The organism is Zymobacter palmae, from assembly GCF_003610015.1.
Taxonomy (GTDB): Bacteria; Pseudomonadota; Gammaproteobacteria; order Pseudomonadales; family Halomonadaceae; genus Zymobacter; species Zymobacter palmae.
This window is the reverse complement of the sequence record NZ_AP018933.1, coordinates 2734320-2760674: the sequence shown is the minus strand read 5'-3', so window position 1 is coordinate 2760674 and position 26355 is coordinate 2734320. Positions and strand designations below refer to the sequence as shown.

The window sequence follows — 26355 nt, the reverse complement described above, 5'->3', positions numbered from 1 at the left end:
CAAAGCTTATAGCGCATTTTTATTGAGAGATACCAGCTACAGTGACAATATCATCAAAAAATGGCAACACTTACATCAACTGATCCAGTAGCCCGTACATGCAAATACTTAAAGCCTTTAGAATACTGACCTACACCCTGCTACAAGCGATTTATGCCTGCAGTGTGTTTCTCATGGCTGTGTTCATGTGCTTTCTGGGGCGTAGTTATGACTGGGTTTTAGAAAAAGACCCTACGGCCATGCCCATACACGATGCTTCGGGGGATGATCGCCTTTTGATGGGGGCAATATTCTTGGCTGCAGCACTTATCTGCCAATTCATTGCCGCATTCCTAATTAGGTGCAAAGGAAAGCATATAGCGGTCTTGCTGAGCGGAGGAGTCATTGTGATCTACCTGATCACGATGGTGTTATGAAAGCTGACAAAGAACGTGACTAAAAGGTCGCGTTCTTTGTGGGCTGGAAAAATATTTGATAAAGAAAATGTTAAATTTTCTGCAATTGGTGCGGTAAAATTTGCAATAAAAGAATTTGAAATTAATAGTTAAAATACAATGGGAAAGTTTGGTGCGGAAAGTGTTAGAGGATATCTAATAAATGCTGGAATACATGGGCTGGCTGCCGAAGGAATTAGCTAAAAAAATTATTATCTTTGTATTTTTTAACATTGTTGGAAACTATTGTTATGCCCAAGAAAATATAACTGCCACTATTGATAGGGTCGGGCGCAAGAACTATGAAGAAATAAAAGAATGTGCAGATAAAAATATAAAAAGCTGTGAAATGGATTTGGCCATAGGCCTTTATAGTGGTGCTATCAGACATCAAGAAAAACTGGAAGATATAGCTGAGTCTAGGAAAATATTGACAGATAATTTGATAGATTCAAGGTCTAGATTCTTGCTGGGTCTGATTTATATAAAATATGATCACTTTCCTACCGAAGGAGGGGCTCTAACCCTTTCTTCATGTAAAGAAGGATTATATGAAGCATGCTATTATATTACAGAAAATGTACAAAATTATAGTTATAGATGTAGGGATAAATCATGTTACAGCTTTATTTACGCGATGGAACAGAGAATAAAAGCTCTAGATGATCTAGATCATTCTGACCTATCTTTGGCATATAAGCAGCAACAGCTTCCTAAATATAATACTGAACTTGCGAAGGCGCTTGCAGCACGTGGCGATAAACGCGCGGTTTACCTTTTAGAGGATGCTGTTGACAAAAATGCTCCTGATGCATTCGAAGTGTTGGCCCATATCTACGAAGATGGTGTGTTGGTGCCGAAGAATCTACAGCGTGCGTATATGCTTTACGATTTGGAAGGGCGTGTGCCAACACACCCAGAAAAGGAGAATGTGGCATGGCAGCTGACGAATACGGAGTTGAACGAGGCAAGAAAGTCCTCTTGGCGATGGCAGGAGGCTCATCACTCATATCGCCCTGGTTACCCTGGCAGGAATTTCCCAGAAGAACGTTTCATTTATCATTAAGTAACAGCAATTGCCCACGAAAAAGCGAGAAAGGTAGTGCCTTTCTCGCTTTTTCTATGTACTGGTTATCCCTCTAGGCTACGCGCCTGCCGGTGACTGGCAGATATCGCCGAGGCTTCTTGTCAGCGCTATGCGGTGCTCGTTGTCCAGCGTGGATTGGCGTGCCATGCGCTGTGCGGTTCGGCTGACCGTTTCGGCACAGTCGTTTTGATGTCGCAGCGGTTCGATCCTGGCGAGGGCTTCAAGTTGGTTGTCTTGCAGGGTGTCGAGCTGGTGCCTCAGCTCATTCAGCGAGATACGTTGTGTCGGTGGTACCTTGCCTTCGCGGTGCCAACGGTCTAGCAGTTGATACTGGATCAAGCGGTTGGCTTCCATCTGGCCGAGCTGGAAAAGGGCTGCATCGTCAGGCCGTAGCTGATAGCGGTGGGCTTTGTGGCGGACGGATTCGAGCAGCTGCTGTTCTCTGGCTGGATCGAAGACAGGGGTATGGCCGTTCCATTTGCCAAGCGCGACCTGATCGGCAATGGCATTGCATTCGATGATGCTCTGGATGAGAGGTTCAAGCGCGGGGGGCTGGGATGTTGCTGAAGAAAGGCTAGATGCGTGTGCCGCAGGCAGTGCGAAGAGCACGGCGGCGAAGGGCAATAGCGAAGAACGGAGGGTCATGGTCATTTCATCTGTAGCGTGATCCAAACGTCACAGTAAAATGACCAGACGCGGCCTTTAATGTTTCATTAAGAAACAAGGAAGACCGCGTCTGATGAACGACTAGGTGCGATTACTGACCGTTGACAGTTACGCAAGTCGTACCGAAGAACGGGTAGAAACCTTCGGTGTGGTAGTCCACAGAAGAAACTGTAGAGATGCCACCCGCTTTTTTAGCCTGAGCGATAGAAGCATCACCCTGGTTAACCAGACCCAGGATAGTTTTGGCACATGCAGTACCGTTTTTGGCGCCAGTCGGCAGAGTCGTCGCAGTGATCGGACCTTTGACGTCTGTCACCAGACCAGTGCCTACCGGAGACAGGCCGCCTGCACAACCAGACAGAGAAACCAGTACAGCTGCTGCAATCATCCCTTTCTTGAACATGTTTTATGTCCCTTATATCGTGTTAGTAGAACCGCGATGTGAGTTGCTATTGCAAGATACAATGCCTTACCACATTCGGCAAGAAACATACGAAAAAGGTGGGTATAGCACTTGTGCGTTGCTTCTGAAATATAGCCCGTATCCTGCGGCCTGCCATGACACATTCATGGAACACGCTGGCAAAAAACAATCATTTTGCTATATGGATTTTTCCCGCAACGCCTTGCTATACGGCACTTGCTGTATGAAAAGCCAGTTTTTTGCTTGCAAGTAACCTTATCTCTACCTTGTCGTACTTATTTTCATAAGTCCATGTGGAGGCCATTTTTCTTTACGGTATGATATTACCCCGTAAATGAGGCCTTAATAATTATTATTATCCGCTAGCAGTATGTACTTATTGAAAATATCATGCGCATAACGTGCAGGCAGACTTTATTACCGCTATGGAACCTTTTGCACAACTTCTTAAATATGCCTAATGGCAGGGATGACGTCATGAAAGACACCATAAGAACAGGGGAGGTGCCTTGTGCAGCCTCGCTATAAATACCCGCGTACCTTTCATTTGCCGTGGAGCGAATGCGTACATGGTGACGACAAGCTAATCGACACGTTGGCAGCCTTCGAAGGCCAAGACGTGGTCGTGATGGAAAAAATGGATGGGGAGAATACCTCGCTGTACAGCGACGGTATGCACGCGCGTTCCATCGACAGTCCTGGTAACTTCACGCGCAGCTGGTGCCAGCGGTTGCAGGCCACATTGGCACCGGACATTCCGGCGGGCTATGTGTTCAATGGCGAGAACGTAGGCTGGCGTCACAGCATCCACTATCAGCATCTGGAAGGGTTCTTTTATCTGTTCGCTATTTGGGACGATCAGGGCTACCGGTTGTCGTTTGATGAACTGAACGAGTGGGCGCAGGTGCTGGATATTCCACTGCCTCGCGTACTGTACCGTGGTGTTTTCGATGAAAAGGTACTTCGTCAGCTAGCACGAGGCATCACGCAGCATAATGAGCGGCATGCGCGTGGTGAGGTCACAGAGGCTGATCGGATGGAAGGCTACGTGGTATCGCTGACGCGTCGCATACACCGCGAGGACTTTGCGCAGAGCACGGCCAAGTTCGTCATCAAGGATCACCTTCAGCCGAACAAAGGGGAGCAGGTCGAACACTGGCTGAAGCATACGGCCCCTAATGCGCTGCGGGCAGGGGCGGCTATACGTCCGGCATGGATGTCGTGATGATGAAATCTTGGACGCAGGCTTATACCACCGTCCGTTCATATTCTGGAATGAGGTTACTACGATGATCGACGCTCTGTTGAGGCAGTACCCTCGGGCGTTGGTGTGGGCGTTTGGGGATTCGCCGACCATGGCCGATGAACTAGCAGCGCTGGTTATTGAGGGCTGCAAGACGGCAAGTTGCTGTGCGTTGGATGCCCTGTCTGATGAAGGGCAGCCTGTTGTAGGGGGCTTCAACATCATTTTGGATGGTCAGGCGCGCCCCGTCTGCGTTACACGCACGATAGCACTGCATACGGTACCTTTCGATGACGTGTCGGCTGAGCTGGCTTACAAGGAAGGCGAGGGCGATCGCACGCTTGCCCATTGGCAGCGTGAGCATCGGGCCTTCTTCGAGCGGGAAGGCTGTTTTTCGGCGCAGATGTTGCTGCTATTTGAAGAATTCGAGTGCATCGACATCATGCCGTCACACTGACTGCCCTCCTCTATATAAGGCATGGACATCCTTTGCCTGCGTCGCCGACATCGCATTTATAACGAGAGATCATGATTGTGGGGAAATCCATTCAGACTACCGCCGAGGTCATCGCGCATCGGTTGGACAGTGCCTCTTTCGAGGAAAATTTTGCCTGGCTGAGCGAGCAGGTGCCGCGTTTGGCGCTGGCAGTAGAGACGCCGCAGCAGCCGGAGTGGCACGGCGAGGGTAGCGTCTATAACCACCTGAATATGGTTTTCGCCGAAGCACGAGCGCTGGCGGCAACGTTGCCGGATGACGAGCGTTATGTGCTGTTGCTGGCCAGTCTGCTGCACGATGTGGGCAAGACGTGGTGCACGCGCCCGCGAGAAGATGCCAAAACAGGGCGCACAATGATCGTTTCGCCACGCCATGCGGGTGAAGGGGCGCAGTACCTGCAGCTGCTATGGGACGACATGTCACTGCCCGTTGCATGGCGCGATGCTGTGTTGAGCCTAGTCGCGTTCCATCATCATCCCGCGCGATTGGCGGAGTCGTTCAACCCGTGGCTGCTGGCCTATGTCACGCGGTGCATCCCGGGCAGGCTGCTGTACCTGCTCGAATTGGCGGATATCCGAGGGCGCATTGCCGCTGATAAGGCGGGCGCACTGGAGCGGCTGGAGATGTTCAGACTGTTCTGTGAGGAGCACGACTGTTATGAGCGGCCCTCCAGTCTTGATCACAGGTTGCAGACGGCCATGGGGAACGATAGTGCAACCGATACCCGGCTGCTGACACGTCATGCATTGATTCGTGGCAAGTTTCTCGACCCGGCACAGGGCGTGGCCTGCTTTCACGCCCCCTCCGCGCAGCGGGTCGTTATGATGTGCGGACTGGCAGGGAGCGGCAAGAGCACGCAGGCACGGTCGCTGGCCGAAGCATTGAATGCCGTCATCATCGCTCCCGATGACTTTCGTACGCGTGATGATGTGAAGGCGCGCAGCGATGCGTGGCGACAGGCTATTCAGGCGCTGAAGCAAGCGCTGGGTCAAGGCCGCAGCGTTATCTACGACGCCTGCAACGTCCGTCAGGACTACCGCAACAATATCGAGCGAGTGGCGGCGGCTTATAACGTACCGCTAGGCGTAGTGCCGGTTATGACCTCGCCGGGGGATGCCATGCGTCGCAATCGACAGCGCACAGGGCGAGATCGCGTGCCCGATGAAGTGATTGCGCGCCAGTTCGAGAGCTTCGAACGTCTTGACCTAACCCGCTACGCGTTCTGGAGTGCTGAAGAGGTAGTGGCATCGTTACGCCACTAGGCATCACGCCTCTAGCATGAATGTCACGGGGCCGTCGTTAACCAGTTCCACCTGCATGTCGGCCCCAAACTCACCTGTTTCAACGCGTGGACCGAGCGTCCGCGCTTTCTCCACCAGCCGTTCGAAAACCGCCTTGCCGTGCTCGGGGGTTGCGCCCTGCGAAAATCCGGGACGCAGGCCTCGGCGGGTGTCGGCGACGAGGGTGAACTGTGACACCAGCAGCAGATCGCCGCCGTGGTCGAGTAGGTTGACGTTCATGCGGCCGTTTTCATCGCTGAATACGCGATAGTGCGTTAGGCGGTGCAGCATTTTGTCGATGGCAGCGTCGTCGTCTTCCTTCTCTACCCCGATCAGCACCAGCAAGCCGGTATCAATCTGGGCGATGCGCTGATCGGCGACGGTAACGCTGGCGCGTGAGACGCGTTGAAGAAGCGCTTTCATAAAGAAGCTCCTGTTAGGTCAATGGACTGTGATGGTGTCGGGCCGCAATCGACACGCTATACTCTCACAGAATGCAAGGGAAAGCGGGGCGCAGTCTGGCATGCTCCATGCACCCTTTATTGAGCGGATTCGTGTTGCATCAAACATGCCGTTATCGTGCGAGATGTTCCTTTTTCATGATGGCTTACGTCAGATTGAATTATCCGGTGACTGTGCTCATGCTCTGGATATCAGGTGGGGTGCATTGTCGCATTTGGGGATGGTTATCCCCCGTAACAGGAATGTGCTGGCATCATGTCATCCGCGACATGCTCTCGTACGCCGACATGCCCCTTGCCTATCAGCAACATGACTCGTGCCATCGAGGGATCGAGCTGTAACACAACGGAGAGTGTCATCATGACTCAGAACTGGGCTGTAGCCGCGTTCGTGCTGGTAACGGTAGCTCTCTTGCTCTTTATGGTCGGTGCCGCCAGCGTTTTGGGTGGGCGTGCCTGGGGCCATAGCAAGAACACCCCCTTTGAATCCGGTATCGTCAGCACCGGTTCCGCTCGCATCCGTTTCGATGCCAAATTCTATCTGGTCGCGATGCTGTTCGTGATCTTCGATGTCGAAGCCCTCTATCTGTATGGGTGGTCTGTCTCGCTACGCGAAGTAGGCTGGCCTGGGCTTATCGGCGCTGCCTTGTTTATCTTCATTCTGTTGGCCGGTCTCGTCTATGACGTCCGCATGGGTGTGCTCGAATGGGCACCCGCATGGCGGCAGCATCGGCGCAAGCGCAGGGTTGCCACGCGCGATTAAGACGCTCGTTTGAGGTACTGCCGTGCTGGCGCCGTGCGCCAGGTGACCGAACTCTTACGTATTCGAGGCGTTTTCCATGCCATACAAGCTGACCCGCATCGACCCTGATACCCCGCTCGACGAACGCTATCCCGTTGGCCAGCAAGGCATGGTTGATGATCCGCTGGAGCAGGCGGGACGCAGCATCTTCATGGGCAAGGTCGAGGATGTGCTGAACAATGCCGTCAACTGGGGGCGCAAGCATTCGCTGTGGCCTTACAATTTCGGCCTGTCTTGCTGCTATGTCGAAATGACCACCGCTTTCACCGCGCCCCACGATGTGGCCCGCTTTGGGGCCGAGGTGCTGCGTGCCTCGCCGCGTCAGGCGGACTTCATGGTCATCGCCGGTACCTGCTTCATCAAGATGGCCCCCATCATCCAAGAGCTGTACGACCAGATGCTGGAGCCGAAGTGGGTGATCTCAATGGGATCGTGCGCTAACTCTGGTGGTATGTACGACATCTATTCGGTGGTGCAAGGGGTCGACAAATTCTTGCCCGTTGATGTGTACATTCCCGGTTGCCCGCCACGCCCCGAGGCGTTCTTGCAAGGGCTGCAATTGTTGCAGGATTCGGTGCAGGCCGAGCGGCGCCCGCTGTCGTGGGTAGTGGGCGACCAAGGCATCTACAAAGCCGAAATGCCGTCGCAGAAGGAAAAGCGTCGCGATGAGCGCATCAAGGTGACTGAACTGCGCTCGCCTGACGAAGTGTGAGCCCCTCCTGGAACAAGGCTTGGAATCCATGACCGCTGAAAACGTCTTCACTACGTCGCGAGGCCCGGCAATGCCGGAAGGGCTGGATCGGGACCCCATCGTTCAGGCGCTCTATCAGCGCTTCGGCGAGCAACGTCTTCTCTTTCAGAACACGCTGACGGGCATGCCCGTGCTGTGGGTGTCACGCGAACTGCTTGTCGATGTCATGCAGTTCCTACGCAGCGGCGAACAGGCGTTCGACATGCTGTACGACCTGCACGCGGTGGACGAGCGGTTGCGCAGCCATCGTCAGGGCCTGCCGGATTCCGACTTCACCATTTTCTACCAGCTAGTGTCGTTCTCACGCGGGCGCGACCTGATGTTAAAGGTCGCGCTGTCCGAGCAGGACATGCGCCTGCCGTCGATCACATCGGTATGGCCGAGCGCCAACTGGTATGAACGCGAAGTGTTCGACATGTTCGGTATCCGATTTGACGGTCATCCTCATCTGACCCGCATTCTGATGCCGCCAAACTGGCAAGGGCATCCGCTGCGCAAGGACTATCCGGCGCGTGCGACCGAATTTGACCCCTATACCCTGACGATGGAATCGCAGGACAAAGCACAGGAAGCATTGCGCTTTGTGCCGGAAGAGTGGGGCATGAAGCGTGGCAATGGCGATCAGGACTTCATGTTCCTCAACTTCGGGCCGAACCACCCGTCCGCGCACGGGGCGTTCCGCATCGTGCTGCAGCTGGACGGTGAAGAGGTTGTCGACTGCGTGCCCGACATCGGCTATCACCACCGTGGTGCCGAAAAGATGGGCGAGCGCCAGTCGTGGCACAGTTACATTCCCTATACCGACCGCATTGATTACACCGGCGGGGTGGTTAACAACCTGCCGTACGTTCTGGCCGTCGAAAAGCTGGCTGGCATCGTAACGACCGATCGCGCGGCGACTATTCGCGTGATGATGACCGAGCTGTTCCGCATCAACAGTCATCTGCTGTTCCTCGGTACCTATCTGCAGGACTTGGGGGCGATGACGCCGGTTTTTTTGACGTTCACCGATCGTCAGAAGGCTTACGAGGTCATTGAAGCCATTACCGGTTTCAGAATGCACCCCGCATGGTTCCGCATCGGTGGGGTGGCGCACGATTTGCCCAAAGGATGGGATCGTCTGATGAACGGCTTCCTTAAGTGGATGCCGAAGCGCCTCAATGAATACCAGCGCGCGATGATGGATAACGCCATCGTGCGCGACCGTACTGTGCATGTGGCCGAATACGATTCGACAGAAGCGTTGGAATGGGGCATTACCGGCCCGAACCTGCGCGCGACCGGCTTCGACTTCGATGCCCGCCGCGATCGTCCGTATTCCGGCTACGATAATTTCGATTTCGAAGTGCCGCTGGGCCATAACGGTGACGTGTTCGACCGTGGGATGGTGCGTATCGAAGAGATGCGCCAGAGCCTGCGCATCATTGAGCAATGTGTGAAGCACATGCCAGCCGGTGACTTCAAAGCCGACCATCCGCTGACCACCCCGCCGCCGCGCGAAAAGATGAAAGAGCACATCGAAACCCTGATTACTCACTTCCTGCAGGTGTCATGGGGACCCGTGCTGAAGCCCAACGAATCGTTTCAGATGATCGAAGCGACTAAGGGCCTCAACAGCTACTATCTGACCGCCGATGGCAGCACGACCAGCTATCGCACGCGCATCCGTACACCGAGCTATCCGCACCTTCAGCATATCCCTGTGCTGATGCGGGGCGGCTTCGTGCCTGATCTGATCGCGCACGTGGCCAGTATCGACTTCGTCATGGCTGACGTGGACCGCTAATCATGGAGACATCAATGGAAGCCTCTCGTTCATCGGCCCCTCGTCTGATCTCGTCCGACCGACCGCGTCTGGTGCTGAGCGATGAAGAGCGCGATGCCATTCTCGAAGAGATTTCTCATTACGAGAACCCGCGTGCGGCCTCCATCGAGGCGCTAAAGATCGTACAGAAGCACCGTGGCTGGGTGCCCGATGAAGCGATCCTGCCTATTGCTGAGCTGCTGGGTATTCCGGGCAGTGATGTAGAAGGGGTCGCCACGTTCTATAGCCAGATATTCCGTCAGCCGGTCGGCCGCCATGTGATCCGGCTGTGCGACAGCATGACCTGCTATATCAATGGCCATGAGACGTTTTTGGACGTGATCAAGCGCGAGTTGGGCATTGCGCCGGGCCAGACCACGCCGGACAAGCGCTTCACGCTGATTCCGGTCTGCTGTCTGGGCAACTGCGATAAAGGGCCTGCCTTCATGGTGGACGAGGATACCTACGGTCAGGTCGAGGCTAATGATCTGATGCGCGTGCTGGAGGCTTACGAATGACACAGCGAACACGACCGCTCGCGTCCTTCGGGACGGCCAATCGCTCGCCGCGTGCTCGCGAGACGCATCCGCTGACGTGGCGCCTCAACGATGACGGCGCGCCGGTGTGGTTGGAGGACTATCGCCGCAAGGACGGCTATCAGGCCGCCAAGCGGGCGCTGACCGAAATGACGCCTGAAGAGGTCTGCGAAGAGGTCAAGGACGCAGGGCTGAAAGGGCGCGGCGGTGCGGGCTTCTCGGCAGGTACCAAGTGGAGTCTGACCGCGAAAGGTGACGGTATTCCGCGCGGCTATCTGCTCTGTAACGCCGATGAAATGGAGCCGAACACCTACAAAGACCGCCTGTTGATGGAGCAGCAGCCTCATCAGCTGCTTGAAGGCATGATCATTGCCGGTTATGCCAACCATTCGTTCAAAGGCATCGTGTTCCTGCGCGGCGAGTACGTTGATGCCGCACGCAACCTTAAGCGTGCGGTGGTTGAGGCCCGCGAAGCGGGGCTGCTCGGCGAGAACATTCTGGGCTCCGGGTTCGATTTCGATATCCACGTTCATACGGGCGCTGGGCGCTACATTTGCGGTGAAGAAACCGCGCTGATCAATTCGCTCGAAGGCAAACGTGCCAACCCGCGCGCCAAACCGCCGTTTCCGGGGCAGGCAGGCGCGTGGGGCAAACCGACGGTTATCAACAACGTCGAGACGTTGAGCAGTGTGTCGTCGATCATTGCCAACGGCGTTGACTGGTATCACGGTCTATGCCGTCCAGGCTCCGAGGATCACGGCACCAAGATGATGGGCTTTGCGGGCAAGGTGAATCAGCCGGGCGTATGGGAACTGCCGCTGGGCATCACCGTGCGCGAGATTCTGGAAGACTACGCGGGCGGCATGCGCAGTGGCTGTACGCTTAAAGCGTGGCAGCCCGGCGGTGCGGGTACCGGGTTCCTGCTGCCTGAGCATCTGGATGCCCAGATGTGCTCCAACGGGATCGGCAAGGTCGGTACGCGTATGGGGACCGGGCTGGCGTTGGCGGTCGACGACAGCATCAACATGGTGTCGCTGCTGCGTAATATGGAACAGTTCTTCGCCCGTGAGTCCTGCGGCTGGTGCACTCCGTGTCGCGACGGTCTGCCGTGGAGCGTGAAGCTTTTGAAGGCGCTAGAAGCGGGCGAAGGGCAGCCGGGCGATATCGAGATGCTGCTGGAACTGACCCGCAAGCTCGGCCCCGGCAAAACCTTCTGCGCACACGCGCCGGGAGCGATCGAACCGCTGGGGAGTGCCATCAAGTACTTCCGCGAAGAATTCGAAGCCGGCATAGCACAGCCGGTGCATGCTGCGACAGCAGCAGTAGGCGATGCGGGCTGAGGTAACGCCCCATTATAGTACGCATTCATACGTTCAAGCGGTTCGGCTTCAGGCCGGATCCAGACCGGAAAGATGACGCCTCATGGCCACGATTCATATAGACGGCAAGGACTATGACGTCGACGGGGCAGACAACCTGTTGCAGGCCTGTCTTTCCCTCGGACTCGATGTTCCCTACTTCTGCTGGCATCCGGCGCTGGGCAGTGTCGGCTCCTGCCGCCAATGCGCGGTCAAGGTCTACAAGGACAAGGATGACACCCGCGGCATGCTGGTGATGTCCTGCATGACCGGCATCAAAGACGATGCCTATATCTCCATTGACGATGCCGAAGCGGTTGAATTCCGCGAAAGCGTGGTGGAATGGCTGATGTCCAACCATCCGCACGACTGTCCGGTTTGTGCGGAAGGCGGTCACTGCCATTTGCAGGACATGACGGTGATGACCGGCCACAGCCGCCGTCGCTACCGCTTCACCAAGCGCACCCACGAAAACCAGTACCTCGGGCCGTTCATCGCTCATGAAATGAACCGCTGCATCGCGTGCTATCGCTGTGTCCGTTACTATAAGGACTACGCGGGCGGCACCGATCTGGGCGTCTATGGGGCACATGATAACGTCTACTTCGGGCGTGAAACGGACGGCGTACTGGAGAGCGAGTTCTCCGGCAACCTGACGGAAGTTTGCCCGACGGGTGTGTTCACCGATCAGACCCATACCGATCACTACACCCGCAAATGGGACTTGCAGTTCGCGCCGAGTATCTGTCACGGCTGCGCGGTGGGCTGCAACATCAGTCCCGGAGAGCGCTATGGTGAAGTGCGTCGCATCGAGAACCGCTACAACGGTACGGTGAACCACTATTTCCTCTGCGACCGTGGCCGCTTCGGCTATGGCTACGTCAATCGTGACGATCGTCCGCGCCAGCCGTGGTTGCTGACCGAAGAAGGCCCGAAAAGCCTGTCACTGGATACCGCACTGGATACGGCGGCGGCACGTCTGCGCCGCGTCAGCCGTGTCATCGGCATCGGTTCGCCGCGCGCCAGCCTTGAAAGCAACCATGCGCTCAAACTGCTGGTCGGCGAAGAAAATTTCTCGACTGGCATTGCCGCTGATGAGCTGGAACGCTTGCAGCTGATGCTGTCGATTCTTCAGGAAGGCGCGCTGCCGACACCGTCGCTGCGCGATATCGAGCAGTTTGATGCGGTGGTCGTTCTCGGCGAAGACCTGACACAGACGGCGGCCCGTGTGGCACTGGCTGTGCGCCAGGTCGCCAACAACGGCGCGAAGGCATTTGCGGCCAACCAGAAAATTCCGGGCTGGCATGCCAATGCGGTCAATAACGTCGCTCAGGGTCGCAAGTATCCCGTGTTCCTTGCCTGTGTCAGCGAAACCAAGCTTGATGATGTCGCGCGCGACACCTTCCACGGTACGCCGGATGAAATCGCTCGCGTAGGCTTTGCCATTGCGCATGCGCTAGATACTGACGCACCGTTGGCCGGTGGTATGGAAGATCATCCGTGGGTCGAACAGGTGGCCGACGTGCTGCGCCATTCGAAGCGGCCACTGATTATCGCGGGTGAATCGTTGGCCTCTAGCGCTGTCATCAAGTCCGCCGCCAACCTCGCGCGCGCGCTGAAGCATATCGGCAAAGGGGAAGGCGGTCTCAGCCTGATCTGCCGTGAGGCAAACAGCTTGGGGCTGGCGATGCTAGGTGGCCAATCGCTCGACTGGGCGCTGAAGGCCCTCACACACCGCGATGCCGATGCCGCCATCGTGCTGGAAAATGACCTCTACCAGCGGGCACCGACGCATCGCGTCGACGAAGCACTAGAGGCAACCGATACGCTGATCGTGCTTGATCACCAGCGTACGGCCACCATGGCGCGCGCTGACATCGCCTTCCCCGCGGCGAGCTTTGCCGAAGGGGATGGCACGCTGGTCAATCATGAAGGACGCGCGCAGCGCTTCTTCCAAGTCTACGATCCGCGCTACTACCGCCCTGAAGACATGACGCACGAAGGCTGGCGCTGGTTGCGGGCCCTGCACGCAACGTTGGAAGAGCTGCCGACCGACTGGAACGTGCTGGACGATGCCACCCGTGCCTGCGCGCAGGCCAATCCGCTGCTTACGGGGATTGTCGAGGCGGCTCCGAATGCGGAGTTCCGTATTAAGGGCCTCAAAATATCTCGTCAGCCGCACCGTGCCAGTGGTCGTACATCGATGCGCGCCAATATTGATATCAGCGAACCGCGTCAGCCGCAGGACCCCGATTCCCCGCTGTCCTTCTCGATGGAAGGCTACAATGGCTATCAGATCCCGCGTAGCGAAGTACCGTTCGCTTGGGCACCGGGCTGGAACTCGCCGCAAGCCTGGAACCGTTTTCAGGACGAAGTGGGCGGCCATCTGAAAGCCGGTGATCCGGGTGTCCGCCTGATCAGTGCGCCGACCGATGCGCAGGGCTATTTCACTGATATTCCCAACCCGTTCCAGCTGCGCTATGACCGTTGGCAGGTCGTGCCGCTCTATCACCTGTTCGGCAGTGAGGCCATGACGGCCCGCGCTCGTCCGATTCAGGAGCGGATGCCGAATGCCTATGTCGCGCTCGGCCACGACGATGTTGAGGCGCTGCATCTTGAGCCTAGCGCCAAGGTCCAGGTGACGATCGGTCGCCAGCAGTTCAATCTGCCGCTGCGCGTTAGCGAGCACATGCGGCGCGGAGCCGTCGGGTTGCCCATCGGTATCGACGGGCTGTCCATTGATTTAGCAGGCCGCCTGGCCGGACTCGAGCAGGAGGTACAGGCATGATGAGCATGAACTGGGTCACGCCCGAGATGCTGGATGTCGGCACGCGCGTGCTGCAGGCCATTCTGATTCTGCTGGCGGCCGTCATTATCGGCGCGTACATGAGCTTTATCGAACGCCGCGTGTTGGGGCTGTGGCAGGATCGCTACGGACCCAACCGCGTCGGCCCGTTCGGGTCGCTGCAGCTGGTCGCTGACATGGTGAAGATGTTCTTCAAAGAAGACTGGATTCCGCCCTTTGCCGACCGCCTGCTGTTCCTGCTGGCCCCGATGATTTCGATGGGCACGCTGATCCTGGCCTTCATGATCATTCCCATCACGCCCACGCTGGGGGTCGCCGATTTCAGCATCGGCTTACTGTTCTTCATGGCGATGGCGGGGCTCAGTGTTTATGCGGTGCTGTTCGGCGGCTACGCCAGCGACAACAAGTTCGCTCTGTTGGGAGCAATGCGTGCCTCAGCCCAGACCATTTCCTATGAAGTGTTCCTTGGCCTGTCGCTGATGGGCGTTGTGGCGATGAGCGGCTCGTTTGATTTGCGCACCATCGTTGAAGCCCAGCGCGGCATGTGGAACATCGTGCCCCAGTTCTTTGGCTTCGCCACTTTCCTGATCGCGGGTATCGCCGTTATCCACCGTCACCCCTTCGACCAGCCGGAAGCTGAGCAGGAGCTGGCCGATGGTTACCATATCGAATATTCCGGTATGAAATGGGGGATGTTCTTCGTCGGTGAATACATCGGTATCACCATGATTTCGGCGCTGATCGTGACGCTGTTCTTCGGGGGCTGGCTCGGCCCTTGGCTGCCACCGTTCGTGTGGTTTGCCCTCAAAACCATGTTCTTCATGATGTTCTTCATCCTGCTGCGTGCCTCGCTGCCGCGCCCGCGCTATGACAAGGTGATGAGTTTTGGCTGGAAGATCTGTCTGCCGGTCACACTGATCAACCTGCTGGTCACGGGTGTCGTTGTGCTGTGGAACATGCCGGGTTCGGCGGGCTGAATAGGATGCAAGGGAGGAAAGCAAGATGATCCGATTGCTGAAGGGCATCTGGAGCCAGCTGAGAACGCTGTTCATGGTGTTTATGCACGCGTTCCGCAAGCGTGAAACGCTGCAGTATCCTGAAGAGAAGGTCTATCTGCCGCCGCGCTATCGCGGTCGCATCGTACTGACCCGTGATCCTGACGGCGAGGAACGGTGCGTGGCTTGCAACCTGTGTGCCGTAGTTTGTCCGGTGGGCTGCATCGCGCTGCAGAAGGGCGAGAAAGAAGACGGTCGCTGGTACGCCGAGTTCTTCCGCATCAACTTCTCGCGCTGCATTTTCTGTGGCCTATGCGAAGAGGCCTGCCCGACATCGGCTATCCAGCTGACGCCGGATTTCGAGCTGGGCGAGTACCGTCGCGCCGACCTGATCTTTGAGAAGCGCGACCTGCTGATCGCGGGCACCGGCAAGGACCATGAGTACAATTTCTACAAGGTGTCCGGCCTGGCGATCGCCGGGAAGGGAAAAGGGGCGGCAAAGCAGGAAGCACGCCCGGTCGATGTCAAATCCCTGCTGCCTTGACGGGTAGCCAGAGCCACGCGAGGTCAAATCGTGGAAGCTGCATTCTACATCTCGGCGATCATCGCCGTACTGGCCACACTTGGGGTGGTCATCAACACCAACCCTGTGCATGCGCTGCTCAATCTGGTGATCTCGCTGATCGCCGTGGCCATGATCTTCTTCGCACTGGGAGCCCCCTTCGCTGGCGCGCTGGAAGTGATTGTTTATGCCGGCGCCATTATGGTGATGTTCGTGTTCGTCATCATGATGCTGAACGTGGGCAAGGACGCCGTGCTGCAGGAGCGGCGCTGGATGTCGCCCAAAGCGTGGCGATTGCCCGGCATCATGTCGGCCGTACTGCTGGTGACGCTGATTAGCATGTTAGTGCTGCACGGTAACGGTCAGCCGCTCGGTAACGAAATTCAGGGAGCCTCGAAGGTCGGTATGGCGTTGTTCGGTCCGTACCTGATTTTGGTCGAACTGGCGGCGTTCTTGCTGCTGGCAGCCCTGATCATTGCTTCACACATCGGCCGCCCGGATGCGACCGTCGCCGTCGAGGCCGAAGAGGACACCAACGCACGCGCAGACGAGCAAGGAGAAGCCTCATGACCGCACGTCACGCAGGCATGAATCCGCCACGGGTATCGCAACGGCACGGGGAGGGCGTATGAACAACGCATTGCCTATCGAGCACGGCCTGACGCTGGCCCTGATCCTGTTCGCGATTGGGGCGACCGGACTGGTGGTCAGACGCAACATGGTGTTCGTGTTGATGTGTCTCGAAATCATGATGAATGCCGCGGCGCTGGCCTTCGTGGTGGCCGGTTCCGCTTGGCAGCAACCCGACGGACAGGTGATGTTTATTTTCATCATCACGCTGGCCGCCGCCGAAGCCAGCATCGGTCTCGCGCTGCTGATCCAGCTGCACCGCCGCTGCCGGACCCTTGATATCGACGCCGTAAGTGGGATGAAAGGATGAACCTACTCTATCTCGTGTGTCTGCTACCGCTGCTGGGGTCACTGCTATTGATGGTGTTCCGGCACATGTCACACCGTGCGGCGACCGTGATCGGCGTTGGCTCTGTCGTGCTGTCGGCATTGGTGACGGCGGGCATCGACACGGCCTGGCTGATGCAGGACCACCGCGTAGCGTGGTCACAAACGCTGTGGACGTGGATGTCGGTCGACAACTTTCAGGTGCCGATCACGCTCCGATTGGACGGCCTCTCGCTGACGATGATCAGTGTAGTGACGGGCGTCGGTGCCCTGATCCATCTGTTCGCTTCGTGGTACATGACGGAAGATCAGGAAGCCAACCCGGGTTATCTCTACACCCGCTTCTTTGCCTGCATGAACCTGTTCGTATTCAGCATGCTGATGCTGGTGCTGGGCGACAACCTACTGGTGCTGTTCTTCGGCTGGGAAGGTGTCGGGGTGTGCAGTTATCTGCTGATCGGTTACTACTACCGTGACAAGGCCAATACATGGGCGGCTTTCAAGGCGTTCATCATGACCCGCCTCGGCGATATCTTCCTTGCCATCGCGATGTTCCTGATCTGGGCGCACTTTGGCACGCTCAACATGCAGGCTGTGCTGGACAAGGCGCCCGCGGTGTTGGGGCATCACCGAGCGTTGGCCGAGCTGATCGCGTTGCTGATGCTGGGTGGGGCGGTCGGTAAGTCGGCCCAGCTGCCACTGCAGACGTGGCTGGCCGACGCCATGGCTGGCCCGACGCCGGTCTCGGCGTTGATTCACGCGGCGACCATGGTTACGGCAGGGGTTTACCTGATTGCGCGTATGCATGGCATTTACGAGCTGGCCCCGTTCACGCTGCAACTGGTGGGCGTGATCGGTGCGGCCACGCTGGTGATGGCCGGGCTGTCAGCGCTGGCGCAGACCGACATCAAGCGCATTCTGGCCTATTCGACCATGAGCCAGATCGGTTACATGTTCTTGGCGCTGGGGGTTCAGGCGTGGGACGCGGCAATCTTCCACCTGATGGTGCATGCCTTCTTCAAGGCGCTGTTGTTCCTTGCCTCCGGGTCGGTCATTGTGGCCTGTCATCACGAACAGAACATCTACAAGATGGGGGGACTGGCGCGCCAGCTGCGGCTGCCATGGATCAGCTTCTTGCTTGGTGGATCAGCGTTGTCGGCGTTACCTATCTTCACTTCGGGTTTCTATTCCAAGGATGAGATTCTCTGGCTGTCCGTGGCATCGGGTCACACGGTGCTGTGGCTGGCAGGTCTGTTCGGCGCACTTCTCACCTCAATCTATACCTTCCGCCTGATTTTCGTGGTCTTTCACGGTGAGTGCCGTACGCGCGCGCATGCGCCGCATGGCATATCTCATGCATTGCCTTTATGTATATTGGCGATCCTATCGACCGTTGTGGGCGCCATGATCGTTCCTCCGCTGAGCGGTGTGTTGCCGACGCTCGACCCCGAAGTTAGCGTGCGTGGACTGAAAACCGTACTCGAAGTGTTGTCTTCCGTCGTCGCACTGTTCGGGGTACTGCTAGCCGCCATCTTGTTCCTCGGCCAGCGTCGCCTGATCTCCACCATCGTCGAAACGCCATTCGGCAAGCGACTGTGGTGCTGCTTCCACTCAGCCTTTGGGTTCGATCGTCTTTATGACGTGCTGTTCGTCAGAAGCTTCTTGCTGCTAACGCGAGCACAGCAGATCGACTGGATCGATAGAATAAGCAACGGCCTCCAGAAGGCCGCGCTGGCATGGCCGCAGCGAGGCCATCAGGCGGACTGGATTGACATGATCTGTGACCTGGTGCCGTCGGTGGTTCGTTTGGGGTACCGAGCGCTGTCTGCAACGCAGAATGGACGACTGCGTCACTACGCAGCGACGTTCATCGCGGGAGCCACGGTAGTGACAGTACTGTTGATGTTGGGCTAACCACTTGAGGATTCAAACTCTATGCTGCTTCTCTGGCTCATTCTGATCCCGTTCATCGGCGGACTGCTGTGCTGGGCAACCGAGAACCTTGGGTCAAAGGTACCGCGTGCGATAGCCCTGCTGACAACGCTCCTTGTGCTACTGGTCTCGCTGATCCTGTTCCTGGATGGGGATTACCAGCTGAAAGCAGTGTCGCTGCATCCCCAGTGGACGCATGAGTGGACGGCACCGTGGATTCCCCGCTTCGACATCACCTTTAGCCTAGCGGTCGATGGGCTGTCTTTGTTGATGATCGCGCTGACCGGCTTTCTTGGCATCTTTGCAGTGCTGTGTTCGTGGCGTGAAATCAATCACCGCGTGGGCTTCTTCCACCTTAACCTGATGTGGATTATCGGTGCGGTTTACGGGGTGTTTTTGGCCACCGACCTGTTCCTGTTCTTCGCCTTTTGGGAAGTCATGCTGGTACCGATGTACTTCCTGATCGCACTGTGGGGCCACAGCAACGCCAACAAGACGCGCATTCAAGCTGCCACCAAGTTCTTCATCTACACTCAGGCCAGCGGCCTGCTGATGCTACTGGCGATCCTTGGGCTGGTGTATATGCACTACCAAGCCCGCCACGAGCTGACGTTTAACTACATCAAGCTGTTAGATACGCCGATGAGCGACACTGTTGGCATGATTCTGATGCTGGGCTTCTTTATTGCCTTTGCGGTGAAGCTGCCGATCGTGCCGCTGCATGGCTGGCTGCCGGATGCCCATGGTCAGGCGCCCACGGCGGGGTCAGTCGATCTGGCGGGGATTTTGATCAAGACGGCCGCGTACGGGCTGCTGCGCTTTGCACTGCCGCTGTTCCCCGTGGCTTCCGCTCAGTTTGCGCCAGTTGCGATGGTGCTAGGGCTGATCAGTATCTACTACGGTGCGATCATCGCCTTCTCGCAGACCGACATCAAACGCCTTGTGGCCTGTTCCAGCATCTCGCATATGGGCTTTGTGGTGATCGGTATCTACGCGGGTAGCCACCTTGCGCTGCAAGGGGTCGTGGTGATGATGGTGGCCCACGCCTTCTCGGCGGCGGGGCTGTTTATTGTTTGTGGTCAGCTGTTTGAACGCACCGATACCCGCGACATGCGCAAGATGAACGGTCTGTTCGGCCGCATCGGCGCCATGTCCGGCTTCTCGCTGGTACTGATCATGGCCTCGTGCGGGGTGCCAGGAACCGGTAACTTTATCGGTGAGTTTATGATCCTGTTCGGCAGCTTCTCGGACGCGCCGTGGATCGTGGCTATTGCCTGCGGTGGGCTGTTGTTCTCGGCGGTGTACTCGCTGATCATTATGCAACGCATCTACTTCGGCAAACCTGCCAGCGACAAGCCGCTCGAAAAGCTCAACTTCCGTGAGAGCGCGATGCTGTCGCTGCTGATCGCACTGTTGATCGCCACCGGTATTTTCCCGCATCTGGTGATGGATATCTCGGCACAGTCGATGACGGAAGTCGCCCACTGGTTCTCCCATACCACCCTGAGTCCGTAAGCGGAGTCGTCATGAACCTGACATCGACACATCTTCTGGCGATATCGCCAATGATCGTTACGGGACTGACCGTGCTGGTGGTCATGCTGGTCACGGCATGGCGGCGCAGCCACGCTGTTAGCGCGACCTTGACCGCCATCGGACTGGCGCTGGCCTTCGTGGCAACGCTGTGGGTGGGGTTCGGTAGCGTGCTGCCGCACGGCACGCATTCGCTGTCCGTCACGCCGGTAATGGTGGTCGATCGTTACTCGCTGATTTTCACCGGTATGGTGCTGGTGGGAGGCTTCTTCTGCACCCTGCTGGGCAAGACCTACTTCAACCGCTTCGACGATCATCCCGACGAGTTCTACATGCTGTTGGCCTGCTCGGTGATGGGGGCAATTCTGCTGGTCAGCAGCGTGCATATGGCTGCCATGTTTGTCGGGCTGGAATTGATGTCGGTACCGTTGTACGGCATGGCCGCGTTTACCTATCGCAACCGCAACTCGTTGGAAGCCGGTATCAAGTACATGGTGCTGTCAGCCTTGGCGACCACGTTCCTACTGTTCGGGATGGCCTTGCTCTACGCGATTAGTGGTTCGCTGCTGTTCAATGAGATCGGCGCACAGCCCTCGCTGCTCGGCTCCCGCTGGACGACTATCGCTGTCGGCATGATGGTGATTGGATTGGCCTTCAAACTGTCGGTCATTCCGTTCCACCTGTGGACGCCGGATGTCTATGAGGGCGCGCCGATGCCGGTCACGGCATTTTTAGCCACGGTAAGCAAAGTCGCGGTATTTGCGGCGCTGCTGCGCTTTATGATCAGCGCCCCCGTTGATCGCGACATTCTTTACAAGGTGCTGAGCGGTCTGGCGATCTTGTCGATGTTGGGCGGTAACCTGCTGGCGCTGCTGCAGAACAACCTCAAACGTATCATGGGCTATTCGTCGATCGCACACCTAGGCTACCTAATGATCGTCGTGGTGGCGCTGGGATGGCACAGCAGCCCAGCCGTTTCGTCGGCCGAAGCTGCGGCGCTGTATCTGGGCATGTACATGCTAACGGCGCTGGGTGCCTTCGCCGTTATGACGCTCGTGACCAGTCCTTACGATGGCAGCGACTACGCCCAGCTGTACCACTACCGTGGGCTGTTCTGGCGCCATCCGTATCAGGCGGCAGGGTTGAGCCTGATGATGATCTCGATGGCGGGTATTCCGCTGACGGCCGGGTTCGTCGGTAAGTTCTACGTCGTTTCTGTCGCGGTGGAAAGCCATCTGTGGTGGCTGGCAATGGTACTGGTGCTGGGCAGCGCGATCGGTCTTTATTACTACCTGCGCGTGATGATTACGCTGTTTCTTCCTGAGCGTACCGAAGAGGAAGGAGTGGGAGCCGAACGGCTCAAGGGTGCCAGCTGTGCGCTGGTTACGGCGTTCGTAGTGACCACCGTTGTCTGGATTCTGGGGCTGTACCCGACCCCGCTGATGAATCTAGTGGGCACGTTTTGAGAACATGAGCACTTCTGCTTTGAAGAAGCCTCTACCTTTTGGTGGAGGCTTTTTTCATGAAGGACGGAGAGCATTGTGGTCTTCAGTCCAAGCATGTCAGACGTGCTAGTTGTGCTATCCCTTTGCTTGCGCGCCTTATTTGGAGCCCCTGAGGTTTGGTGTAGTATGCAGCCTACCGTCTGAACTGAACTGCTGAGGGAAGGGGAAGATCGCATCGTCTCGGCAACTCAAAGGAAAAGCATCTGCGTGAGCAACCTCATCAATAAAGTGCGCGATATCATCGCCCAGAACGACAGCCCTGTTATGGTCATGCCGGACCGGCAGCGGGCACCGCTGTGGGATGTGCTCAATGCCGGCATGTCCGGTGTCATCATGTGTTGGGCGCTGCGTCTGCTGTGGGCCATCGCGGGGATCTGGTGGCACACCTCATGGTCGATCGGCATGCCTTCCGGCCTCAGAAGCTTCATCCATAGCTCTGCCAATGCCGGGTTGGTCATCGCTGTCGTGATGATGATACTTGCTCTGTGGATGGTCATCTTCCGTTCGTCCAGCGCGTGGCGCTGGGCCTATTTCGCCGTCGGTTTCATCCTGTGCTGTCTGATGGCTAAGATCGCGCTGGCCCTGTGTGTGGTGATCGTGATTGCGCGGATAGTGCTGTTTGTGCAGCAGCGCCATAGCGTGCCTCGCGTTGATGGCTGATTGATCGCGCTAGTGTCATGAAAACACCGCCTCTGTCCGTGTGATCGGTAGGGGCGGTGTCTTTTTACGGCGTCATGCTGGGAAGGAGCCGCTGTCACTGCCTATAGAACATCCCCTCTTCGTTGTGAGTGGGGCCGAGACGTAAGCGATATGAGCATTTTTCCAGCCAGATGGCGCTGTATTAAGTAAGGGGTTGAACGGGCGCTTTCTCACGCTTTTTCAGGCCCATGCCAAGATAGAGGCTCCATCTGTCGAATGCTGGCAGGGGCGCTGTTGTGAATTGATGGTACTGATGGATGCGCCCTTAAAAGGCTCGTGATTTATGGCGCGCTTGGCGCGAATGAAAAATGTGTTGTTTGGTTATGCAGCGATCGCATAAAAGCCTTGCGCCAAGTGTGGTAACGTCTGGAGTATCCCCATCCGCTTTCCATTCAAGAACAACCAGGTTACGGATCATCTTATGAAGACCTTAGAGTCACTTGCTGTCCATGCCAGCGATACGCCCGATGAGTTGGGGGCTGTCGTTCCGCCGCTCTACACCTCTACCACTTTCCGTCAGACTGCTCCCGGCGAGCCTGGCCCGTACGAATATGCGCGCATGGCCAACCCAACCCGTGCGATGCTGGAAAAGACGGTAGCGACGCTGGAAAACGGTGCGCACGGCTTTGCCTTCGCCACCGGTCTGGCTGCCTGCTCGACGGTGCTGGACTTGCTGGACAAGGACGCCCACCTGATCGCGGTTGACGATCTGTACGGCGGCACGCGTCGCCTACTGGAGAAGGTCCGTCAGCGTACGACGGGTCTGACCGTTAGCTATATTGATCCAGCGGATCTGGCCGGTATTGAAGCGGCCATCCGTCCCAATACCCGAATGATCTGGGTCGAAACGCCGACTAACCCGCTGATGAAGATGGCTGACCTGTCTGCCATCGCCGCTATCGCGAAGCGCCATAAGCTGATCAGCGTGGTGGACAATACCTTTGCGACCCCGTGCCTGCAGCGCCCGATTGAACACGGGTTCGATGTCGTGCTGCACTCTGCCACCAAGTACTTGAACGGCCATTCCGATGTCGTGGCGGGCGTTGTCGTCACCAGCGCAGATGCTCCAGAAGTTTCCGAGCGGCTGGCTTTCTTGCAGAACGCTGTCGGTAGCGTGCTCGACCCCTATAGCAGCTTCATGACCGTGCGCGGCATCAAGACACTGGCGATTCGCATGGAGCGCCATAGCGAAAATGCGCTCAAAATCGCCCACTGGCTTGAAGCGCAGCCGGGCATCAAGGCCGTTCACTACCCTGGCTTAGAAAGTCACCCGCAGCATGCGCTGGCCAAGCGCCAGATGCGTGCCTTCGGCGGTATGATCTCCGTTGAGCTAAACGGTGACAACGACTATGTACGCCGCGTTGTTGCGCGCCTGCGCATCTTCACGCTGGCGGAAAGCCTTGGGGGTGTTGAAAGCTTAATCTGTCAGCCCAGCGTGATGACGCACGCGGCGATGTCCCCTGAACAGCAGCGTGAAGTGGGCATCACGCCGCAGTTGCTGCGCCTGTCCGTTGGGATCGAGAACGCCGATGAGCTGATTGCCGACCTGGCACACGCCTTCACTGAATGACGTTTGTTTCCTCTCGTTGGCGTTGATCTACGCTGACATTTATGTACAGCCGATGTGCGGCCTTGGCTAAAGCCAACCGCGCATTGGCTGCGTATCCTTCCCTCTATCGCATTAGCACTACACTACGGAGAGGCCTTGGAGCGGCCATCCAACCGCGCTCATAAGGGAGAATACATGCGCCGCGATCATCTCGATGAAAAAGACAGTCACGCACTGCCGCGTCCGATGCTGAAGCGTGGAGCGACCATGCTGTCCCTCGCTGCGGTTATCTTCGCGCATATCCTGTATGTGATCGCGATCACGCCCAATATGCATGCCTACGTCATTTTGATTGAATTTATACCCTTCATCATTTGCGGCGTTGTTGGCACCATCCAGGCGTTGAATAAAGCCAATTGATAATAAACGGCAACGAGTATCGCGCATTGATCTGGTATCGAGCAGTCGAAATATAAATAGGAAGGGCAGGGATATGAAAAAGCCATTACCGCTGGATATCGGCAATATCATCGCATTGTCGTTATTTTCCATCCTGACGGGAATCAGTGTCATTTCAACCGTATTCATGCTGCTTTTTCTGTATCAAGTTGGCGCATGGGTGTGGCTCGGCATAAGCGGTATTTTGACGGGTATATTGGCCATAGCGCGGTGCAGGCTGCACGCGTTCTACTCAGCACTGATCCCTTTTGGCATTGTCGCCGGCATCATCATCGGGTTTTGTGGGCCAGCCGACTGGATATGGCAAAGTGGCTTCCGGTTGTTCTGATGAGCACACATGCCCGTCATGGATAGCGCGATGCGCAAGTGCAGAATTGATGATCTACAAAGATTGATAACCTACAAAGAGAGATAAGCAATATGGGCCGCCCATGTTGCTTCATGCAGGGAGACACAATATGACGATGCAGCATACTCACAGTGCAGCCGTAGCCACCGATGCTCGTCCGCTGAAATACCGTAAAGGCATCAGCCTGCTGCTAGGTATCGTCGGGGCGGGGGTTCTTGGCAGCGTCGTCGCAGCGCTATTGCAGCTGTTGATCCAGATCAAAGGGATTGAGACGGCATTTCTGGCCAGCGTGCCATGCTTCCCGATTCTGCTGATCTGTTTCGACCGTCACCGCATAGCCGCGCGCCGTCGTTTTTCCTTTGCGCTCGGTATCGCGCTGGGACTGGCGGGCGGCTTCTGGTGCGGCGCTCACGCCGTGCAGTACGTTACGGGGACTATCTGATAACGCAGCGATGATGTTCTCGCGGTGATCAAAAGGGAAGGCGCTGTATGGGCCTTCCCTTTTTCAATGCTGGGGGGTGAGGATCAGGCGTCGCCGTTTAGCTGTGCCAGCAGTGCAGGAAGCTCGCGGACGTGGTTCAGCCGGTAGACCCCCTCGGGGCACTCGTGGTGCTGATCGTGCACGTCAATCCAAGCCGCCTTCATGCCTGCACCGTGTGCAGCGAGGGCATCGTGCGCCCACGAGTCGCCGACATGAATAGCATCTTCGGGACGAATGTCATCGCCCAGCGCTGCCAGTGCCGCGTGGAATACCTTGGGTGAGGGTTTAGACATGCCCAGTTCGCCGGCATTGAAGATGGCGTCGAAATGACGCCCGAGCGGTAGGCGGCGCATATCAACATTGCCGTTGGTGATGACCGCCAGAGGGTAGCGCTTCGACAGCGTTTCAAGCAGTGCTTCGGATTCTTCGTACGGTTCGATCTGATGGCGCAGCGCCAGCATGTAGTGAATGGCACGCTCGGTGAGTTGCGTTGCCAGTGGCTCTTCAATGCCCTGTTCTCGCACGATCTGATGCAGTACGCGACGGCGCACTTCGGTGTGATCGCCACGCACATCCGGGTGAGCTTCCGAAAAGGCCTGGCGGCGGCGCATGTACTCATCTAGCGGCACACGCTGTGCGTGGTGGATTTGATCATCCAGCCATTGGTAATGGGCGGGTTCAAGGCGAGCCATGACCGGGGCGTTATCCCACAGCGTATCGTCGATATCGAAGGTAATGGCTTTTATCGTCATTGCACTCACTCGTTCCTTAAATGGATCTGGTTGGTGGTGAAGGGGGCTTCTTCCGCGCACCGTGTGGTGTGTCGGCCATGTTTTGCGGCAGCATGAGGCACCCGACAGATACCAAGCGCTGATCTTTGCCGTAAACGATCGGGTGAAGCATGCGAATGGCACAGATCATGCACGTTGAACCATTTGTCTGCCAGCGATAATGCCAGGTCACAGGTGCACTATGCTTCGCGTATCATCCTCTAACTATCTTGAATCGAGGGGCGTTATGCGATGACGCGGCGTGTTTTCGCGCTCGTCTGGTGTGTAATAAAACTGTTGCCTGTGTAACAAATAATGCTACATGGCAGGCAAAAATGTTTTATCATGCGCGCCTGCGCAATTCCTGACATGTCTTGTACAGGATCAGCCTTTCACTACCCAGCAGCAGAGAAACT

At 56.8% G+C, this 26355-nt stretch carries 27 protein-coding genes; 23 read left to right on the top strand and 4 right to left on the bottom strand.

Features of this window, described 5'->3' with window-relative positions; genetic code table 11:
- Positions 1-98 precede the first annotated feature (98 nt).
- Positions 99-416, top strand: coding sequence for a hypothetical protein (locus ZBT109_RS12165; protein WP_027705193.1), 318 nt, complete (start codon positions 99-101; stop codon positions 414-416).
- Positions 417-597: 181 nt separating this feature from the next.
- Positions 598-1500 (top strand): sel1 repeat family protein, encoded by a 903-nt coding sequence (locus tag ZBT109_RS12160; RefSeq protein WP_027705194.1) that lies wholly within the window; start codon positions 598-600, stop codon positions 1498-1500.
- A 78-nt stretch (positions 1501-1578) separates the two neighbouring features.
- Here ZBT109_RS12160 and ZBT109_RS12155 read toward each other — a convergent pair whose 3' ends face one another.
- The gene (locus tag ZBT109_RS12155) at positions 1579-2166 is read right to left on the bottom strand and encodes a chorismate mutase (protein WP_027705195.1); all 588 of its coding nucleotides are present in this window, start codon (positions 2164-2166) and stop codon (positions 1579-1581) included.
- A 112-nt stretch (positions 2167-2278) separates the two neighbouring features.
- On the bottom strand, positions 2279-2590 hold the full coding sequence (locus tag ZBT109_RS12150; RefSeq protein WP_027705196.1) for a TRL-like family protein: 312 nt from the start codon (positions 2588-2590) through the stop codon (positions 2279-2281).
- A 532-nt stretch (positions 2591-3122) separates the two neighbouring features.
- Here ZBT109_RS12150 and ZBT109_RS12145 point away from each other — a divergent pair.
- From ZBT109_RS12145 to ZBT109_RS12135, 3 genes are all read left to right on the top strand, one after another.
- Positions 3123-3836, top strand: a complete 714-nt coding sequence (locus tag ZBT109_RS12145; RefSeq protein ID WP_038278279.1) for an RNA ligase family protein — start codon at positions 3123-3125, stop codon at positions 3834-3836.
- A gap of 64 nt (positions 3837-3900) precedes the next feature.
- On the top strand, positions 3901-4311 hold the full coding sequence (locus ZBT109_RS12140; RefSeq protein ID WP_027705197.1) for an ASCH domain-containing protein: 411 nt from the start codon (positions 3901-3903) through the stop codon (positions 4309-4311).
- Positions 4312-4382: 71 nt separating this feature from the next.
- Positions 4383-5612 carry an AAA family ATPase gene (locus tag ZBT109_RS12135; RefSeq protein ID WP_027705198.1) on the top strand — a complete coding sequence of 410 codons (1230 nt, stop codon included), beginning with the start codon at positions 4383-4385 and terminating at the stop codon, positions 5610-5612.
- A 3-nt stretch (positions 5613-5615) separates the two neighbouring features.
- On the opposite strand, the gene dtd is transcribed toward ZBT109_RS12135, so the two are convergent.
- A complete protein-coding gene (dtd, locus tag ZBT109_RS12130; protein WP_027705199.1) occupies positions 5616-6053 on the bottom strand; it encodes a D-aminoacyl-tRNA deacylase in 438 nt (145 codons plus the stop codon).
- Between the two features lie 399 nt (positions 6054-6452).
- Between dtd and ndhC the strand changes: the two genes are divergently transcribed.
- The 18 genes from ndhC to ZBT109_RS12040 all read left to right on the top strand — a co-directional run bounded on the left by ndhC (position 6453) and on the right by ZBT109_RS12040 (position 25130).
- Positions 6453-6854, top strand: coding sequence for an NADH-quinone oxidoreductase subunit A (gene ndhC, locus ZBT109_RS12125; protein ID WP_038278282.1), 402 nt, complete (start codon positions 6453-6455; stop codon positions 6852-6854).
- A 76-nt stretch (positions 6855-6930) separates the two neighbouring features.
- Positions 6931-7605, top strand: coding sequence for an NADH-quinone oxidoreductase subunit B (locus tag ZBT109_RS12120; RefSeq protein WP_027705201.1), 675 nt, complete (start codon positions 6931-6933; stop codon positions 7603-7605).
- Between the two features lie 70 nt (positions 7606-7675).
- Positions 7676-9430 carry an NADH-quinone oxidoreductase subunit C/D gene (gene nuoC, locus ZBT109_RS12115; RefSeq protein ID WP_027705202.1) on the top strand — a complete coding sequence of 585 codons (1755 nt, stop codon included), beginning with the start codon at positions 7676-7678 and terminating at the stop codon, positions 9428-9430.
- Between the two features lie 2 nt (positions 9431-9432).
- A complete protein-coding gene (gene nuoE, locus ZBT109_RS12110; RefSeq protein WP_324603179.1) occupies positions 9433-9966 on the top strand; it encodes an NADH-quinone oxidoreductase subunit NuoE in 534 nt (177 codons plus the stop codon).
- Positions 9963-11324, top strand: a complete 1362-nt coding sequence (nuoF, locus tag ZBT109_RS12105; RefSeq protein WP_027705204.1) for an NADH-quinone oxidoreductase subunit NuoF — start codon at positions 9963-9965, stop codon at positions 11322-11324. The genes nuoE and nuoF overlap by 4 nt, the downstream gene beginning before the upstream one ends.
- An 82-nt stretch (positions 11325-11406) precedes the next feature.
- On the top strand, positions 11407-14130 hold the full coding sequence (gene nuoG / locus ZBT109_RS12100; protein WP_027705205.1) for an NADH-quinone oxidoreductase subunit NuoG: 2724 nt from the start codon (positions 11407-11409) through the stop codon (positions 14128-14130).
- Positions 14127-15125, top strand: coding sequence for an NADH-quinone oxidoreductase subunit NuoH (gene nuoH, locus ZBT109_RS12095; RefSeq protein ID WP_232012849.1), 999 nt, complete (start codon positions 14127-14129; stop codon positions 15123-15125). The genes nuoG and nuoH overlap by 4 nt, the downstream gene beginning before the upstream one ends.
- A 25-nt stretch (positions 15126-15150) precedes the next feature.
- A complete protein-coding gene (gene nuoI, locus ZBT109_RS12090) occupies positions 15151-15687 on the top strand; it encodes an NADH-quinone oxidoreductase subunit NuoI (RefSeq protein ID WP_027705207.1) in 537 nt (178 codons plus the stop codon).
- 30 nt (positions 15688-15717) lie between these two features.
- The gene (gene nuoJ, locus ZBT109_RS12085; protein ID WP_051523820.1) at positions 15718-16275 is read left to right on the top strand and encodes an NADH-quinone oxidoreductase subunit J; all 558 of its coding nucleotides are present in this window, start codon (positions 15718-15720) and stop codon (positions 16273-16275) included.
- Between the two features lie 58 nt (positions 16276-16333).
- On the top strand, positions 16334-16645 hold the full coding sequence (gene nuoK / locus ZBT109_RS12080) for an NADH-quinone oxidoreductase subunit NuoK (RefSeq protein WP_027705208.1): 312 nt from the start codon (positions 16334-16336) through the stop codon (positions 16643-16645).
- Positions 16642-18576 carry an NADH-quinone oxidoreductase subunit L gene (nuoL, locus tag ZBT109_RS12075; RefSeq protein WP_027705209.1) on the top strand — a complete coding sequence of 645 codons (1935 nt, stop codon included), beginning with the start codon at positions 16642-16644 and terminating at the stop codon, positions 18574-18576. Before nuoK ends, nuoL begins: the two co-directional genes overlap by 4 nt.
- 21 nt (positions 18577-18597) lie before the next feature.
- On the top strand, positions 18598-20109 hold the full coding sequence (nuoM, locus tag ZBT109_RS12070; protein ID WP_027705210.1) for an NADH-quinone oxidoreductase subunit M: 1512 nt from the start codon (positions 18598-18600) through the stop codon (positions 20107-20109).
- Positions 20110-20120: 11 nt separating this feature from the next.
- Positions 20121-21593 (top strand): NADH-quinone oxidoreductase subunit NuoN, encoded by a 1473-nt coding sequence (gene nuoN / locus ZBT109_RS12065; RefSeq protein ID WP_027705211.1) that lies wholly within the window; start codon positions 20121-20123, stop codon positions 21591-21593.
- Positions 21594-21839: 246 nt separating this feature from the next.
- Complete coding sequence (locus ZBT109_RS12060; RefSeq protein ID WP_027705212.1) at positions 21840-22292, top strand: hypothetical protein; 453 nt, start codon at positions 21840-21842, stop codon at positions 22290-22292.
- A gap of 460 nt (positions 22293-22752) precedes the next feature.
- Positions 22753-23901 (top strand): trans-sulfuration enzyme family protein, encoded by a 1149-nt coding sequence (locus ZBT109_RS12055; RefSeq protein ID WP_027705213.1) that lies wholly within the window; start codon positions 22753-22755, stop codon positions 23899-23901.
- Positions 23902-24075: 174 nt separating this feature from the next.
- The gene (locus tag ZBT109_RS12050) at positions 24076-24300 is read left to right on the top strand and encodes a hypothetical protein (protein ID WP_027705214.1); all 225 of its coding nucleotides are present in this window, start codon (positions 24076-24078) and stop codon (positions 24298-24300) included.
- Positions 24301-24373: 73 nt separating this feature from the next.
- Positions 24374-24667 (top strand): hypothetical protein, encoded by a 294-nt coding sequence (locus ZBT109_RS12045; RefSeq protein ID WP_027705215.1) that lies wholly within the window; start codon positions 24374-24376, stop codon positions 24665-24667.
- A 130-nt stretch (positions 24668-24797) separates the two neighbouring features.
- Positions 24798-25130, top strand: a complete 333-nt coding sequence (locus tag ZBT109_RS12040) for a hypothetical protein (RefSeq protein WP_027705216.1) — start codon at positions 24798-24800, stop codon at positions 25128-25130.
- 83 nt (positions 25131-25213) lie between these two features.
- Here the strand turns inward: ZBT109_RS12040 and ZBT109_RS12035 are convergent, their stop codons facing one another.
- Positions 25214-25921, bottom strand: a complete 708-nt coding sequence (locus ZBT109_RS12035) for an HAD family hydrolase (RefSeq protein ID WP_027705217.1) — start codon at positions 25919-25921, stop codon at positions 25214-25216.
- Positions 25922-26355 lie beyond the last annotated feature (434 nt).

Excerpts from the sequence above, each read along its gene's own strand:
- ZBT109_RS12165 (WP_027705193.1), top strand. The coding sequence starts at position 99 with ATGCAAATACTTAAAGCCTTTAGAATACTGACCTACACCCTGCTACAA.
- ZBT109_RS12160 (WP_027705194.1), top strand. The coding sequence starts at position 598 with ATGCTGGAATACATGGGCTGGCTGCCGAAGGAATTAGCTAAAAAAATT.
- ZBT109_RS12155 (WP_027705195.1), bottom strand. The coding sequence starts at position 2,166 with ATGACCCTCCGTTCTTCGCTATTGCCCTTCGCCGCCGTGCTCTTCGCA.
- ZBT109_RS12150 (WP_027705196.1), bottom strand. The coding sequence starts at position 2,590 with ATGTTCAAGAAAGGGATGATTGCAGCAGCTGTACTGGTTTCTCTGTCT.
- ZBT109_RS12140 (WP_027705197.1), top strand. The coding sequence starts at position 3,901 with ATGATCGACGCTCTGTTGAGGCAGTACCCTCGGGCGTTGGTGTGGGCG.
- ZBT109_RS12135 (WP_027705198.1), top strand. The coding sequence starts at position 4,383 with ATGATTGTGGGGAAATCCATTCAGACTACCGCCGAGGTCATCGCGCAT.
- dtd (WP_027705199.1), bottom strand. The coding sequence starts at position 6,053 with ATGAAAGCGCTTCTTCAACGCGTCTCACGCGCCAGCGTTACCGTCGCC.
- ndhC (WP_038278282.1), top strand. The coding sequence starts at position 6,453 with ATGACTCAGAACTGGGCTGTAGCCGCGTTCGTGCTGGTAACGGTAGCT.
- ZBT109_RS12120 (WP_027705201.1), top strand. The coding sequence starts at position 6,931 with ATGCCATACAAGCTGACCCGCATCGACCCTGATACCCCGCTCGACGAA.
- nuoC (WP_027705202.1), top strand. The coding sequence starts at position 7,676 with ATGCCGGAAGGGCTGGATCGGGACCCCATCGTTCAGGCGCTCTATCAG.
- nuoE (WP_324603179.1), top strand. The coding sequence starts at position 9,433 with ATGGAGACATCAATGGAAGCCTCTCGTTCATCGGCCCCTCGTCTGATC.
- nuoF (WP_027705204.1), top strand. The coding sequence starts at position 9,963 with ATGACACAGCGAACACGACCGCTCGCGTCCTTCGGGACGGCCAATCGC.
- nuoG (WP_027705205.1), top strand. The coding sequence starts at position 11,407 with ATGGCCACGATTCATATAGACGGCAAGGACTATGACGTCGACGGGGCA.
- nuoH (WP_232012849.1), top strand. The coding sequence starts at position 14,127 with ATGATGAGCATGAACTGGGTCACGCCCGAGATGCTGGATGTCGGCACG.
- nuoI (WP_027705207.1), top strand. The coding sequence starts at position 15,151 with ATGATCCGATTGCTGAAGGGCATCTGGAGCCAGCTGAGAACGCTGTTC.
- nuoK (WP_027705208.1), top strand. The coding sequence starts at position 16,334 with ATGAACAACGCATTGCCTATCGAGCACGGCCTGACGCTGGCCCTGATC.
- nuoL (WP_027705209.1), top strand. The coding sequence starts at position 16,642 with ATGAACCTACTCTATCTCGTGTGTCTGCTACCGCTGCTGGGGTCACTG.
- nuoM (WP_027705210.1), top strand. The coding sequence starts at position 18,598 with ATGCTGCTTCTCTGGCTCATTCTGATCCCGTTCATCGGCGGACTGCTG.
- nuoN (WP_027705211.1), top strand. The coding sequence starts at position 20,121 with ATGAACCTGACATCGACACATCTTCTGGCGATATCGCCAATGATCGTT.
- ZBT109_RS12055 (WP_027705213.1), top strand. The coding sequence starts at position 22,753 with ATGAAGACCTTAGAGTCACTTGCTGTCCATGCCAGCGATACGCCCGAT.
- ZBT109_RS12050 (WP_027705214.1), top strand. The coding sequence starts at position 24,076 with ATGCGCCGCGATCATCTCGATGAAAAAGACAGTCACGCACTGCCGCGT.
- ZBT109_RS12045 (WP_027705215.1), top strand. The coding sequence starts at position 24,374 with ATGAAAAAGCCATTACCGCTGGATATCGGCAATATCATCGCATTGTCG.
- ZBT109_RS12040 (WP_027705216.1), top strand. The coding sequence starts at position 24,798 with ATGACGATGCAGCATACTCACAGTGCAGCCGTAGCCACCGATGCTCGT.
- ZBT109_RS12035 (WP_027705217.1), bottom strand. The coding sequence starts at position 25,921 with ATGACGATAAAAGCCATTACCTTCGATATCGACGATACGCTGTGGGAT.